Source organism: Nocardia sp. NPDC058499 (assembly GCF_042719915.1).
Lineage (GTDB): Bacteria > Actinomycetota > Actinomycetes > Mycobacteriales > Mycobacteriaceae > Nocardia.
The window spans coordinates 354,662-368,819 of the sequence record NZ_JBHXMZ010000003.1 but is presented as its reverse complement, the minus strand read 5'-3'; the positions used below and the strand labels follow the sequence as shown (position 1 = coordinate 368,819).

The 14,158-nt window shown below is 67.4% G+C and carries 14 protein-coding genes; 9 read left to right on the top strand and 5 right to left on the bottom strand.

What is annotated here, in order from left to right; translation table 11 throughout:
* The first annotated feature begins 65 nt into the window (after positions 1-65).
* The 4 genes from ACFWPH_RS11920 (at position 66) to ACFWPH_RS11905 (ending at position 4,945) form a co-directional block, all read left to right on the top strand.
* Entirely contained in the window at positions 66-428 is a 363-nt protein-coding gene (locus ACFWPH_RS11920) for an Lsr2 family protein (RefSeq protein WP_378750117.1), read from the top strand.
* A gap of 224 nt (positions 429-652) precedes the next feature.
* Entirely contained in the window at positions 653-1,300 is a 648-nt protein-coding gene (locus ACFWPH_RS11915; protein WP_280416968.1) for an FHA domain-containing protein, read from the top strand.
* Positions 1,301-1,579: 279 nt separating this feature from the next.
* A complete protein-coding gene (locus ACFWPH_RS11910) occupies positions 1,580-4,135 on the top strand; it encodes an ATP-dependent Clp protease ATP-binding subunit (RefSeq protein ID WP_378750115.1) in 2,556 nt (851 codons plus the stop codon).
* A gap of 153 nt (positions 4,136-4,288) precedes the next feature.
* Positions 4,289-4,945, top strand: a complete 657-nt coding sequence (locus ACFWPH_RS11905; RefSeq protein ID WP_378750113.1) for a VWA domain-containing protein — start codon at positions 4,289-4,291, stop codon at positions 4,943-4,945.
* A gap of 531 nt (positions 4,946-5,476) precedes the next feature.
* Here ACFWPH_RS11905 and ACFWPH_RS11900 read toward each other — a convergent pair.
* A complete protein-coding gene (locus ACFWPH_RS11900; protein ID WP_378750111.1) occupies positions 5,477-6,598 on the bottom strand; it encodes a sensor histidine kinase in 1,122 nt (373 codons plus the stop codon).
* A gap of 187 nt (positions 6,599-6,785) precedes the next feature.
* Here ACFWPH_RS11900 and ACFWPH_RS11895 point away from each other — a divergent pair, with 187 nt between their 5' ends.
* Together ACFWPH_RS11895 and ACFWPH_RS11890 are read left to right on the top strand one after the other, a co-directional pair.
* Complete coding sequence (locus tag ACFWPH_RS11895) at positions 6,786-7,241, top strand: SRPBCC domain-containing protein (protein WP_378750109.1); 456 nt, start codon at positions 6,786-6,788, stop codon at positions 7,239-7,241.
* A 56-nt stretch (positions 7,242-7,297) separates the two neighbouring features.
* Positions 7,298-7,741 carry an OsmC family peroxiredoxin gene (locus ACFWPH_RS11890; RefSeq protein ID WP_062972069.1) on the top strand — a complete coding sequence of 148 codons (444 nt, stop codon included), beginning with the start codon at positions 7,298-7,300 and terminating at the stop codon, positions 7,739-7,741.
* 50 nt (positions 7,742-7,791) lie between these two features.
* Here the strand turns inward: ACFWPH_RS11890 and ACFWPH_RS11885 are convergent, their stop codons facing one another.
* Both ACFWPH_RS11885 and mhuD read right to left on the bottom strand, forming a co-directional pair.
* The gene (locus tag ACFWPH_RS11885; protein ID WP_378750107.1) at positions 7,792-8,277 is read right to left on the bottom strand and encodes a hypothetical protein; all 486 of its coding nucleotides are present in this window, start codon (positions 8,275-8,277) and stop codon (positions 7,792-7,794) included.
* Between the two features lie 153 nt (positions 8,278-8,430).
* A complete protein-coding gene (gene mhuD, locus ACFWPH_RS11880; protein WP_062972073.1) occupies positions 8,431-8,742 on the bottom strand; it encodes a mycobilin-forming heme oxygenase MhuD in 312 nt (103 codons plus the stop codon).
* A gap of 502 nt (positions 8,743-9,244) precedes the next feature.
* Between mhuD and ACFWPH_RS11875 the strand changes: the two genes are divergently transcribed.
* Entirely contained in the window at positions 9,245-10,009 is a 765-nt protein-coding gene (locus tag ACFWPH_RS11875; protein WP_378750105.1) for an alpha/beta fold hydrolase, read from the top strand.
* 64 nt (positions 10,010-10,073) lie between these two features.
* On the opposite strand, the gene ACFWPH_RS11870 is transcribed toward ACFWPH_RS11875, so the two are convergent.
* The gene (locus ACFWPH_RS11870; protein WP_378750688.1) at positions 10,074-10,940 is read right to left on the bottom strand and encodes an A/G-specific adenine glycosylase; all 867 of its coding nucleotides are present in this window, start codon (positions 10,938-10,940) and stop codon (positions 10,074-10,076) included.
* A 177-nt stretch (positions 10,941-11,117) separates the two neighbouring features.
* On the opposite strand from ACFWPH_RS11870, the gene ACFWPH_RS11865 reads away from it, so the two are divergent.
* On the top strand, positions 11,118-11,741 hold the full coding sequence (locus tag ACFWPH_RS11865; RefSeq protein WP_280415291.1) for a carbonic anhydrase: 624 nt from the start codon (positions 11,118-11,120) through the stop codon (positions 11,739-11,741).
* A 121-nt stretch (positions 11,742-11,862) separates the two neighbouring features.
* Entirely contained in the window at positions 11,863-12,537 is a 675-nt protein-coding gene (locus ACFWPH_RS11860) for a hypothetical protein (RefSeq protein ID WP_378750103.1), read from the top strand.
* A 27-nt stretch (positions 12,538-12,564) separates the two neighbouring features.
* Here ACFWPH_RS11860 and radA read toward each other — a convergent pair whose 3' ends face one another.
* Positions 12,565-13,941, bottom strand: coding sequence for a DNA repair protein RadA (gene radA, locus ACFWPH_RS11855; RefSeq protein WP_378750686.1), 1,377 nt, complete (start codon positions 13,939-13,941; stop codon positions 12,565-12,567).
* Positions 13,942-14,158 lie beyond the last annotated feature (217 nt).

Genomic DNA, 14,158 nt, shown 5'->3' with positions numbered 1-14,158 from the left:
ATTCTTGCCTCGGGTAATCGGCCTGATTTTGCCGGGCCGCACGATTTCGAGAGGACGTTCATCTCATGGCAAAGAAGGTCACCGTTAGCCTGATCGACGATGTCGACGGTGAGTCCATCGCGGACGAGACCATCGAGTTTGCAATCGATGGAGTGTCGTACGAGATCGACCTGTCGTCATCGAATGCGGAGAAGCTTCGGGACGAGTTGGAACAGTGGGTTTCCAGTGCCCGTCGCGTGAGTGGCCGGCGCCGGGTGAAGTCCGCGGTTGCCGCCGGTGCGAGCAACAGCAAGGGGCGTGCCACGATGGATCGCGAACAAAGCGCGGCAATTCGTGAGTGGGCACGGCGGAATGGTCACAAGGTTTCCGCGCGCGGGCGTATCTCCGCCGATATCACCGATGCGTACAACAAGGCCTCGAAGGGATAGTTCTTCTTTCAACCGTCGTTCGCCGGTTATTTTCTACGAGGCGGACGGCGGTCGGTCTTTCTCGATAGCGAATAGGAATTACCGCTGGCCCCGGCGCTGTGTGCCGGGGCGACTGCGCTCAGCGGTGTTCAGTCTTGCTCCACCGCCCGCTCGCCCGGCACCATAGGGGTGTTGGTTGTACCGGGCCCGTGCGGTCGGGGTGGTGTCCGGCAGATGCTGCCGGTATGGAGAGGTCAGGTAGCGGCGCAGTGTCCGGATCCGTCGGATCGTTTCTACGTTTCACCGATGACGAGGGCCGGCGGCGTGAGGTGATGCTGACCCCCGACCGGCAGCGGATCACGATAGGCCGTTCGGCCGGCGCGGACCTCTCGCTGCGCTGGGACGCCGAGGTGTCGAGATTGCATGCCGCCGTGGAATACCTCGCCGCGCAATGGACCATCGTGGACGACGGACTGTCCCGCAACGGCACGTTCATCAACGGCGAAAGACTGCACGGCCGCCGCCGGCTCATGCCGGGCGATCGCATCCGGATGGGCACCTCCATGGTGTCGTTCCACGATTTCAACGGGGTCGCCGACGATGCGACCCGCGCCTCCAGCGGTTCCGTCCCGACCGTCCGGTCGCTCACCGAGGCCCAACGCGGCGTGCTGATCGCCCTGTGCCGCCCGTACAAGGGTGACGTCGGTTTCGCCGCCCCCGCGACCAATCAGCAGATCGCCGACGAACTGTTCCTCAGCGTGGACGCCGTCAAAACGCATCTGCGCGCGCTGTTCGCCAAGTTCGGTGTCGAGGATCTGCCCCAGAACCAGAAGCGCGTCCGGCTGGCCGCGCTCGCCATGCGCAGCGGGCTCATCAGCGATCGCGACCTGTAGACCTGCGGTTATCCCGACGGGCCCGAATCGCCTGTGTTCGCTCTCGGCAAAACCGGAGTGGGAAACGAATACGTGGGTATGGGCGTTATGAATGAATAGCGCTGCGACCGGCCCGCAGATCATTAGGGTGGACCGGCGGCAGTGAGACCACCCGCCAACTAGAGTGGGAGGCGGGGGCCGCAACCCCTGGCCTTCATGGCAGGCTGAGTCCGACGGTTGTCCACGACACACCACGGCGTCAGCCGGCCATAGAGTCCGGAGCAGGAGAGTGAGGGAGCGATGTTCGAGAGGTTCACCGACCGCGCAAGGCGTGTCGTCGTCCTGGCCCAGGAAGAGGCCCGGATGCTCAACCACAACTACATCGGCACCGAGCACATCCTGCTGGGTCTGATCCACGAGGGTGAGGGTGTCGCGGCCAAGTCGCTGGAGTCGCTCGGTATCTCGCTGGAGGGCGTGCGCAGCCAGGTCGAAGAGATCATCGGCCAGGGCCAGCAGGCCCCGTCCGGCCATATTCCGTTCACCCCGCGCGCCAAGAAGGTGCTGGAACTGAGCCTGCGCGAGGCGCTGCAGCTCGGCCACAACTACATCGGCACCGAGCACATCCTGCTGGGCCTCATCCGTGAGGGCGAGGGAGTTGCGGCCCAGGTCCTGGTCAAGCTCGGCGCCGACCTCAACCGCGTCCGCCAGCAGGTCATCCAGCTGCTGTCCGGTTACCAGGGCAAGGAGCCGGTCGAATCCGGCGCCCGCGGGGAAACCGGTACGCCGTCCACATCGCTGGTCCTCGATCAGTTCGGCCGTAACCTCACCCAGGCCGCGCTGGAGGGCAAGCTCGACCCCGTGATCGGCCGCTCGAAGGAGATCGAGCGGGTCATGCAGGTGCTGAGCCGCCGCACCAAGAACAACCCGGTGCTGATCGGCGAGCCCGGTGTCGGTAAGACCGCCGTGGTGGAGGGCCTGGCCCAGGCCATCGTCAACGGCGAGGTCCCCGAAACACTGAAAGACAAGCAGCTCTACACCCTCGACCTGGGTTCCCTGGTCGCGGGCAGCCGCTACCGCGGTGATTTCGAAGAGCGCCTGAAGAAGGTGCTCAAGGAGATCAACACCCGTGGCGACATCATCCTGTTCATCGACGAGCTGCATACGCTGGTCGGTGCGGGTGCCGCCGAGGGCGCCATCGACGCGGCCTCGATCCTGAAGCCGAAACTGGCTCGCGGTGAGCTGCAGACCATCGGCGCCACCACCCTCGACGAGTACCGCAAGTACATCGAGAAGGACGCCGCCCTGGAACGCCGCTTCCAGCCGGTGCAGGTGGGCGAGCCGACCGTCGAGCACACCATCAACATCCTGAAGGGGCTGCGCGACCGCTACGAGGCGCATCACCGGGTCTCCATCACCGATGGCGCCCTGGTCGCCGCCGCCACCCTGGCCGACCGCTATATCAACGACCGGTTCCTGCCGGACAAGGCGATCGACCTGATCGACGAGGCCGGCGCCCGGATGCGTATCCGCCGGATGACCGCCCCGCCGGACCTGCGCGAATTCGACGACAAGATCGCCGATGCGCGCCGGGAGAAGGAATCGGCGATCGACGCGCAGGACTTCGAGAAGGCCGCGCGGCTGCGTGATAAGGAAAAGCAGCTCGTCGCCAAGCGCGCCGAGCGTGAGAAGCAGTGGCGCTCCGGTGATCTGGATGTCGTGGCCGAGGTCGACGACGAGCAGATCGCCGAGGTGCTGGCCAACTGGACCGGTATCCCCGTCTTCAAGCTCACCGAGGAGGAGACCACCCGTCTGCTCCGTATGGAGGACGAGCTGCACAAGCGGATCATCGGCCAGGAGGATGCCGTCAAGGCGGTCTCCAAGGCCATCCGCCGCACCCGTGCCGGCCTGAAGGATCCGAAGCGTCCGTCCGGCTCGTTCATCTTCGCCGGTCCGTCCGGCGTCGGTAAGACCGAGCTGTCCAAGGCGCTGGCGAACTTCCTGTTCGGCGACGACGATGCCCTCATCCAGATCGATATGGGCGAGTTCCACGATCGTTTCACCGCCTCGCGGCTGTTCGGTGCTCCTCCCGGGTACGTCGGCTACGAGGAGGGCGGCCAGCTCACCGAGAAGGTGCGCCGCAAGCCGTTCTCGGTCGTGCTGTTCGACGAGATCGAGAAGGCCCACCAGGAGATCTACAACACCCTGTTGCAGGTCCTCGAGGACGGGCGCCTCACCGACGGCCAGGGCCGTACGGTCGACTTCAAGAACACGGTGCTGATCTTCACCTCGAACCTCGGCACCTCGGATATCTCGAAGGCGGTCGGCCTGGGCTTCACCCAGTCGAACAACGAGGGCTCGAACTACGAGCGGATGAAGCTCAAGGTCAACGACGAGCTGAAGAAGCATTTCCGGCCCGAGTTCCTCAACCGTATCGACGATGTGATCGTCTTCCACCAGCTCACCACCGATCAGATCGTGGAGATGGTGGATCTGATGATCGACCGCGTCGGCGTCCAGTTGAAGAACAAGGATATGTCGATGGAACTCTCCGACAAGGCCAAGAGCCTGCTGGCCAAGCGCGGATTCGATCCGGTGCTGGGTGCGCGGCCGCTGCGTCGCACCATCCAGCGCGAGATCGAGGATCAGCTCTCGGAGAAGATCCTGTTCGGCGAGATCGGCGCCGGCCAGAACGTGGTGGTCGATGTCGAGGGCTGGGACGGCGAAGGGTCCGGCGAGGACGCTCGTTTCACCTTCACCCCGAAGACCAAGCTCACCAAGGGTGATGACGAGAAGAAGCCGGAGGTCGTGCTGACCGGTGCCGGTGAAGGCACCACCGAGTCCGCCTCGGGCGAGTAGGCCGAATACGCTGAGGGCCTGCCCTGCTGTATTGCACAGCAGGGCAGGCCCTTTCGCATGCCCGTACCCGCGGGCCACCCGCTCGGAAAACTGGCGGCGGGCAGGCGGAGGCGCGCGTAGGCTGGCGGCAAGGGAACAACAATGGGGGTAACGATGACCGATCCCGGCCAGAGTCTGATCGCTGTCCTGCTGGACCGCTCCGGCTCCATGCAGTCGATCAAATCCGATACCGAAGGCGGATTGGCCGCCTTCTTCGAAGAGCAGCGCAAGGTCGAGAAGACCGTCCGGGTGACCTTCGCCCAGTTCGACACCGAGTACGAATGCCTGTACTCGAATACCCCGCTCGAACAGGTCCCGCCGCCGATCCTGCATCCCCGCGGCGGTACGGCGCTCTACGACGCGATCGGGAAACTGGTCACCGATATCGGCGCCGAGCTGGCATCGCGTCCCGAGTCCGACCGCCCGGGCACGGTGATCGTCGTCATCCTCACCGACGGCCACGAGAACTCCAGTCGCGAATGGACCCATTCCGCGGTGCGCTCGCTGATCCAACAGCAGCAGAACGACTACGACTGGGATTTCCTGTTCCTCGGCGCCAATATGGACGCAGTGCAGATCGGCACCGAACTGGGGTTCGCACCTCAGCAGTCGATTACCTACGGCGCCGCTCCCGCCGGGGTGCAAGGGGTGTTCCGGGCAGCGGCCGCGTATTCCGGCCGGTTGCAGGCAACGGACGCAGACGCGCCAGGTTTCGCTCGCCGTGCCGGTTTCACCGACGAGGAGCGGCAAGGATCCAATCCCGGACGGTAACCGTCCGGCCGGTTGCAGGAGTTTTTCGGGCCGCGGGCGCGTATTCTTCCCGTCTGCGAGCTCCGAGCGCCCCCAGGGCCAGTGCCGCCGGGGTCACCGACGCGGAGCGGCAAGGGGGCCGGTCCAGGACAGCAAACCGCCACCTCGGTCGCCGCGGACCGCGTATCGACACGAACTCGTGACCGCACCGAACCCGCGGCGGCTCGTGACCGCGGCGTATCCGCGGCGGCGGCCGAATCGAAGAATTCTGCCGCCCGCGTAGTACGCACGTAGAGACGGGCCCTCGCCGCGGTCCCGGCCCCGGCCCCGGCCGCCAGGTTTGCCGCCTTCTCCAGGGCAGCTGGGCCTACAGCCTGGTTCAACCGCGAACGGTGTCGCCCGGAGAGTTTCCGCAGTCTTGCGGTTCAGCGCCGCGGTCGGCCGACTCGCTTTCGGGCTTCTCCATCGGGCCGCTGTCTACGACCGGACCGACCCCGTAGCCGAGTTCGGTGAGCGGGGAGGCACCTTCGGTTGGGGGACGCTGCCTACCGGCTAATCCGTTGTAGTGGGCCCTGTTTCGACCCGGTCCGGTGATTTACCACGAATGACCGGCCGGTCGGACGAAGGCGTCGCCCGCTTGTTCTCGTCCGGGCCCGACCCGGACCCCGAACCCGCCCCGGGCCGTGAGCGCGGCATCTTGTCCGGATCGATCGCGATACGCAGCGGGCGGCTCGGCAACCGGGCGGCGACCCGGAAACCGCCGCTGGGTTTCGGGCCGGCCGTCAATGCGCCACCGAGCGCGTGAGTGCGTTCCCGCATGGCGATGATGCCCATACCGCGCGTCGGGCCCGTATGTTCGGGTTTGCCGGTGGGCCGGGTGTTGTCGATGGTGAGGTCGACCGAGTCGGCGGTGAACCGCACCGTCACCGTGGCCTCGGCGTTGGGCGCATGCCGGATGACGTTCGCCAGTGACTCCGTGACGATCTGGGTCGCCGCCTCGTCGATGGCCGCCGGTAGGGATCCGGCGGTGCCGATCACTTTGGTGTGCACGGTCAGACCGGCCAGCCGGGGCTTCCGGAGTAGTTCCTCGAGCTCCGACATCGTCGGATCCGGTTCGCGTGGCGGTGGAGCAGGCGCCGCGGGCGGAGCGGGGTTCCGTCCGCCGCGGTCGGGGCCTTCGGCCGGACCGGCGCCAACCGCCCGATCACGGCGTCCGAAACCGGTACGCCGGGCGCGTTTTTCCCGTTCCCCGCGGCCCCCCGGATCCGCGTCGCGGGGCCGTTCGCGCTCGGGCCGCGCCGGCTCGGCCGGCTCCACCGACTGGATGGCGTGGCGCAACGCCTGCACGTCTTCGAGGGCATTACGGCTGGTGGTCTTGATTTCGGCCACCGTGCCCGCGGCCTTCGCCGATTTGTTCTCGACCTGTTGCAGCGCCATCCCGGACTGCACGTTGATCAGCGAAAGATTGTGTCCCACCACATCGTGTAGCTCACGTGCGATCACCAGGCGTTCGGTACTCACCTCGAGTTCACGTAGCCGCTGCGCGGCGGTCGCGGTCGCGGCGTCGCGCTCCCGGTACGCCCGTAGCAGTGCGCGGCGCTGCCGCAACAGCACCACCAGGGCGACGGTCAGCGCAAGCCAACCCAGTAGCCCGACCATCTGCCAGCTCGTCATCGCGGACTCTCCACCTGCACCACCCTATTCGCACTTCGCGCGAAGGCGGCGGTGCACACCCGGATTCCCGGTGTAGCAAGGCGTTTGCCGGCCCTTATCCGCCGATCGGACACGGAACGATCGACGACGGCGCGACGATCGGCGCATCTGCGGCGGCACCTGCCCCGACGCGGGTATGGTTCCAGAGATGGTCGACCAGCAAGTGCGTGTACCGGACCTGTCAGCGCGACCGTACGAGCTGACGGTGGAACGGGTGATGAAAGCTTCGCCAGAACTGTTGTACCTGGCATGGACCCAGGGATTCGATATCTGGTTCGCCGAACCCGCGACGGTGCGGATGCGGCCCGGGGTGAACGAGCCGTTCTATTTCGAAACCGCACACGAGGGAAGTATGCACCCGCATTACGGGCGCTTCCTGCGGCTCGAACCCGGGCGGCTCGTCGAAATGACCTGGGTGACCGGAGCTGCGGGTACCGAAGGCGCGGAGACAGTGGTCCGGGTGGAACTCGTGAAACAACCTCGCGGAATCCGGTTACGACTGCGGCACAGCGGATTTGCCGGTGAAGCCGCCCGCGACCGGTACCGCGCGACCTGGCCCAAGGCGCTGGCCCGCCTCGACGAGCGAACCGCTGCGATCGGTTGACGGGTGCGGGTAGTTTCGGAACGGACCCGAACATATTCGTCTTCGAAAGGATTGTGATGCCCACACGTACCGCGCGCACCGCATGGACCGGTGGTCTGCAGGACGGCTCCGGCCAGGTCGAGCTGGTCAGCTCCGGAGTCGGCAAGTACGAGGTGTCCTTCCCCAAACGTTCCGCCGAGGAAGCCGGCGGCACCACCAGCCCGGAGGAGCTGATCGCGGGAGCACACGCGTCCTGCTACGCGATGGCGCTGTCCAACGAGATCGCCCAGGCGGGCGGCACTCCGGAGAGCCTCGACGTCTCGGCCGCGGTCACGCTCGGCCCGGATCCGGCCGGTGGTTTCCGGATCAGCCGGATCGCGCTGACCGTGCGCGGCCGGGTGTCCGGTCTGGACAATGCGGGTTTCACCACGGCAGCTGCCGCTGCCAAATCCGGATGCCCGGTGAGCAAGGCATTGGCCGGAGTCGACGAGATCACCCTGGACGCCGCCCTCGAGTCCTGAACCGTTGCCCGGGCTTCCCGCGAATACGGGAAGCCCGGGTATCTCGGCAGCTAGCGGCGCATCCGCGTGAACCACGCGCGTGCGGCCGGCGTGTACATCGCCGGGATCGCGATCAGCACCGCGCAGATATGCCCGATGCGGGTGATCGCGACGAGAACGTTCCCGACCGTCGGATCGGGTAGCAGATCTCCGGCGCTATCGGCCGCGAGGAGCGCAGCGAGCGGCTCCACCAGCAGCGAAGCCGTGCCGGCCAGGCCGATTCCGAGTGCCAGCGTGAGCCGTGCCCACCGGTCGCCGCGCAGCATCCGCCACGCCACCACGAGCACCACTGAATAGATACCGGTTCGCATCAGCCATCCGGCGGCGAGGGAGCCGAGCCCGGTCGATTGCCCGAACTGCCCCACGCCGCGGACCGCGGTTTCCGCGATACCGAACCCCACCGCGGCCACCAAGGCGCGAAACGCGAGGGTGACCGACCGGGGGCGCGGCACGGTGGCAGGGGCGCTATCCGCAACACGGAAGGCGATCTCGTTCATACGCCCGACACTGCCGCAGCCGGACCGGAACCGTAATCACCCTGCCGTTGCACTCGTTTCCGCTACCGGAGTACGACGAGGTCCCGGACGCCCCGGAAAAAACGCAGGCCACGCGATCGTGCGAGGGTGGCGCGGCCGGTGTCGGAGGGTCGATCAGGCGTTTTTACCCGAGACGTCGAGCACCACCTCGAACTCCAGCAGCGAAGCGCCGGTGGCCACCGGTTTGTTCTGCTGCCCGGCATGCGCTTCCTTGGCCGGACCGTCCCGCCAGGCCGCGAAGGACTCCTCGGAATCCCACTGGGTGACGACGAAATACCGGTTCTCACCGGCGGTCGGCCGCAGCAGCTGGAAGCCGAGGAACCCGGGGGAGTTCTCGACAGCGTGCGCGCGGTGGGCGAACCGCTTCTCCAGTTCGGGGCCGGCGCCCTCGGGGATCTCGATCGCATTGATCTTCACAACAGCCATACCCTGAGCTTAGTGCTGGAATATCGGAGGCGTTCTGAGCCTGTGGCGGGGGCTTGTCGAAACCCGGTCTTCGCTGTGTCCTCGGCGCCGCGTTCCTCCGGCGCTGCGGGGGCGGAGGTCCGGTGGACTCTGCGATCAGGAGGCGCTTCCGCCTCGAGGGGCGTGGACTGTGGACCTGAGTCGTCACTCCTCCGGGGCTGTTGGGTAGGAGGACTGTGAGCCCTGATCTCGGGTAGACACTCCGCGAAGGGGCGGGGCTGTAATTTTGGAGCCGCTCCGCGGCTCGAGGGTGGGGCCCTTATGGGCCCGGGTCTTCACTCCTCCGCTCCTCCGCTTCGCTCCCCCGCTCCGTCGCTCCAGAACCGGGCGGGCCCACCCTGGGGGAGGTGTACCGCGTAGCGGGTGGGTGTGCCCGGTTTGGGTTGGCTCTGGTGGGGCGGCCTACACGCGGAGGTTCGGATACTTGGGGTGGGTGCTGTGGGGGCGAATTACACTCGGGCCGGTGTTGCACGACGAAGGTGGGTCCGGGGTTCCGATACTGCTGCTGCACGGGTTGATGGGGAGCGCTCGGACCTGGGCGGATCAGCTCGAATGGCTGCGCGGCCACGGTCATGTGTATACCTTCGACGCGGCGGGGCACGGCCGGCCGGCTCCGGCCGAATTGACGACCGAAGCGTTCGTCGCGGATCTGGCCGCGGCCACCGGTCGGATCGGCGAGCCGATGGCCGTCATCGGCCATTCCATGGGTGGGCTGCACGGATGGGTTTTCGCGGCCGAGTATCCGGAGCGGGTGCGGGCGCTGGTGGTCGAGGATATGGCGGCCGATTTCACCGGCCGTACTGCCGCGCACTGGGCGGCCATGATCGAGGCCTGGCCGCAGCCGTTCGCCGACGAGGCCACCCTGCTCGAGTTCTTCGGCCCGGTCGCCGGGCGTTACTTCCAGCGCTCTTTCGACCGAACCCCGGACGGTTACCGGCTGCACGGAGAGGTCGCCACGTTCCGCGATATCTCCGAGGAATGGGGCACCCGTGCGTTCTGGCCGCAGTGGCGGCAGGTGCGGGTGCCCACCCTGCTCATCGAGGGCGAGTACACCATCACCCCGCCGGGGCAGATGCGCCGGATGGCCGATCTGCATCCGGACGCCGAACATATCGTGATCCCCGAGGCGGGCCATCTGGTGCACGACGATCAGCCCGGCCGCTACCGTGCCGCGGTCCGGCGCTTTCTCACCCGGGTCCTCGCCACGCAAGCAGCACCCCGCGGCTGACCCGTCATCGTGTGTGGGGCGAGCCTGCCCTCGAGCGGTGGTTCCGGCCCCGCACGTGCCGCTCTCAGCCCTCGCCTGCCAGCGCGAACCGGCCGTCTCCGGTCTGCTCGATCAGGCCGTCCACCAGCAGGGAATCCAGCGCACGGTCGCGCTGCCCGGGGTCGCGGGTCCAGGCCAGGTCGAGGTGGACGCGGTCCACGGGTTCTTCTGCCGCACGCAGTACGTCGAGTAGCCGTCCGCGTGCCTGCCGGTCGGTGCCCTCGTATTTCTGGGTCCGCCGGGTCGACTCCTGGTGCGGCCGGCCCGCCGTCACCCACGCGCAGTGGGGCAATGGGCAGCGGGTGCAGTCGGGGGTGCGGGCGGTGCACACCGTCGCTCCGAGTTCCATCAGGGCCGCGGAGAAGACCGCCGCCCGGTCCACTCGGGTGGGCAGTAGTGCCTCGGTTTCACGTAGGTCGCGGGTAGCCGGATTACCGGCCTCGCCGCGCCCGTGTACGGCCCGCGCCACCACTCGGCGAACATTGGTGTCCACTACGGGAACTCGTTGTCCGTAGGCGAAACAGGCGACCGCCCGCGCGGTGTAGTCGCCGATACCGGGCAACCCGAGCAGCACCTCGACATCGCCGGGGACCTCGTCCCCGTGCTCGGCCGCCAAGACCTGCGCACATTCGTGCAGCCGCAGGGCACGCCGGGGATAGCCGAGCTTGCCCCAGGCGCGCAACACCTCACCCGCGCTCGCCGCCGCCATGGCGGAGGGCACCGGCCAGCGCGCCACCCATTCCCGCCAGATCGGTTCCACTCGCGCTACCGGGGTCTGCTGCAGCATGATCTCGCTCATCAGGATCTGCCAGGCGGTGACCCCGGGCCGGCGCCACGGTAGGTCGCGGGCAGTGCGGGTGTACCACTCGATCAACGCATCGGAATCGATCAGGGACAGCTCGCCCGCAGTGCCGCGGTTCGTCGCCGTCACCGGTCCGCCGACTGCTCCGCTGCTCACCCGAAACGCTCCGTTCTCACTGTGCAGTACCACCGGTGGCGCGGCTACCGACGCCGTGCTGTAACAGGACCGAATCCGGGGGCAATTCCATAATCGTGCAGAATGGACACCATGCCTCAGTCCAACCCGGTGAGTGCCTGGAAGTCGCTGCGCGAAGGTAACGAGCGCTTCATGAACGGCACATTGCAGCATCCTAGTCAGGGGATCGCCGACCGAGCCAAGCTCGTCGGTGGCCAGAGTCCGACCGCTCTGCTGTTCGGCTGCGGTGACTCCCGGGTGGCCGCGGAGTTGATCTTCGATCAGGGCCTCGGCGATATGTTCGTGGTGCGCACGGCCGGCCATGTCATCGACGCCTCGGTCCTGGGTTCCATCGAGTACGGCGTGGGCGTGCTGAACGTACCGCTTATCGTAGTCCTCGGCCACGACAGCTGTGGTGCAGTCAAAGCGACACTGGACGCGCTGGACGGCGGCGCCGTGCCGGGCGGATTCATTCGCAGCATTGTCGAAAAAGTCGCCCCGTCGATGCTGATCGGCCGTCGCGAGGGGTTGGAAACGGTCGACGAGCTCGAAGCCCGCCATGTGGTGGAAACCAGCAGCCTGCTCATGGAGCGGTCGAAGATCGTGTCCGAACGGGTCGAATCCGGCGATTGCGCCATCGCGTGCGTCACCTACAAGCTGGCCGAAGGCCGTGCTCAACTGCAGCGTGTGGTCGGTCAGATCGGGGAGACCGTCTGACGGTCGTGGCAGGTGCCGTCCGGCCGTAAAGCCCGGCCGGGCCACCGCGGTGGCGGCCGCCGGACCAGCTTCCGGTGTGCCGTTGACCGCCACCACCGCCGAATGCGCTTACCGTTGACACGTGTTGGAACCGACAGGACCGTTACCGCCGGAGATCTACTGGCGGCGTCGCGTTTTTGCCATCGGAGCGCTGGTGGTCGCGCTCGCGGTGGTGATCTGGCTCGTCGTGACCGTGACCCGGGGTGGCGGTTCGCCCGAGGCGACCGGCGCCGCGGCCTCGTCCACGGCGACCTCCGAAGCCGCGGCGAGTTCGGCGCCGTCGGCCACCACGACCACCACCGAGAAAGCGTCCGCCACGACCTCGGCCGCCGAATCGTCGCAGCCGGCGCCGGCCGCGTCCGGGCAATGCGCCGACCAGTCGCTGGCCATCAAGGTCTCGGTGGCCCAGCCGACCTATCGGGTCGGGGAGGAGCCGGTTTTCGGGATCGTGATCACGAATATCTCCGGTGAGCCCTGTACCCGCGATATGGGGTCGGGGCTGCAGCGGGTCTCGGTGCAGACGCTGGACGGTGGGCGGCAGTTGTGGGCCAGTACGGATTGCTACCCCGACGGTGAACCCGATCTGCGCACCCTCGATCGCGGCGAGCAGGCCGCGTTCACGGTGACCTGGACCGGTACCACCTCGCAGCCGGAATGCGCTGGGGAGCGGGTGCAGGTTCCCAGCGGGGCCTACCACGTGGTGGCCCAGCTCGGGGCGGTTCGCAGCGCACCCGAACCCTTCAACATCGCGGAATAGCGGCGCGCGGCCGGAGCCGTACTGCCGCTATTTCTTCTTCGACAGGCCCGCCAGCCGTAGCGCCGCCCGCAGGCTGGACGCCTCGTGCAGGGTCATGCCCGTGTCCTTCGCGGTGACACCCGGTGGCACCACCGCGTTGGTGAACCCGAGTCGTTCGGCTTCGGCCAGCCGGCGGCCGGTGGCGGTGATCCGGCGGACCTCGCCGGCCAGCCCCACCTCACCGAGGATCACCCAGCCCGGCGGGAGCGCGGTATCGCGGGCGGCACCGGCGATTGCCAGTGCGATGGCCAGATCGGCGGCGGGTTCGGTGAGCCGCATCCCGCCCACCGTCGCCGCGTAGACATCCTGTTTGCCGACATAGAGCCCGCAGCGGCTCTGCAGGACGGCCAGCACCATGGCGACCCGGTTGTAGTCCAGCCCGCTGACCGCCCGGCGCGGCGCCGGTACCTGGGTGTCCACCGTGAGCCCCTGGACCTCCCCGACCAGTGGCCGCTTCCCGTCCATCGCCACGGTGACCGCGGTACCGGGCACCGAATCGGTCCGGTGGTGCAGGAACAGGCCGGAAGGGTCGGTCACACAAGCGATTCCGTCGTCGTGCAGTTCGAAACAGCCCACTTCGTCGGCGCTGCCGAAACGGTTCTTGATACCGCGCACCATCCGCAAGGTCGAATTCTTGTCACCCTCGAACTGCAGCACCACATCGACCAGATGTTCCAATGTGCGCGGCCCCGCCACCGCCCCGTCCTTGGTGACATGACCGACCAGCAGTACCGCGATACCGTTCGTCTTGGCCAGTGAGGTCAGTGCCGCGGTGACCGCCCGGACCTGTGTGACCCCGCCGGTTACCCCGTCACTATCGGTGGCCAGCATGGTCTGCACCGAATCCACCACCAGCAGTGTGGGTTTCACCTGATCGACATGCCCGAGCAGAACCGACAGATCCGATTCGGCCGCCAGATACACCCGCTCGTGCACCGCCCCCGTCCGGTCCGCCCGCAACCGCACCTGCCCCGCGGATTCCTCCGCGGTGACGTAGAGGGCCCGTTCGTCGCGCTGTCGTGCCCAGCGATGCGCGACCTCGAGCAGCAGGGTCGATTTCCCCACCCCGGGCTCCCCGGAGAGCAGGACCACCGACCCCGCGACGATACCGCCGCCGAGTACCCGATCGAGTTCGGAAACCCCGGTCGAGCGGGCCGTCGTGGTCTGCGAGTCGATCCGGGAGATCGGTGCGGCCGCGGTACTCGGCAGCATCGCTTTACGCCCCGCCGGCACCCCGGCGGCTCCCGCCGCGGGCAGCGCCTCGTCGACGGTGCCCCAGGACCCGCAGGCCGGGCATTTACCGACCCATTTGGCAACCTCGTGCGCGCATTCCGAGCACCGATAGACGGCTTTGGTCTTGGTCACTGCCACAGCCCCGCACCTTACGCACCCCGACCGACAGCAAGCCCTTTCTGCGGCTCCTGTCCTGAAACATCGGTTCCCTATCCCACACCGAACCCCGACGCAACCAGCGGCGCAGCCGAGTTCAGCGAGGCCCTGAAAGGTTTCGGCCCGGGTGGGGGGGTGGGAGACCGGGGAAGGGGGGGGGGGGCGGGGGGAGGAGGGGGGGGGGAGAAGGAGA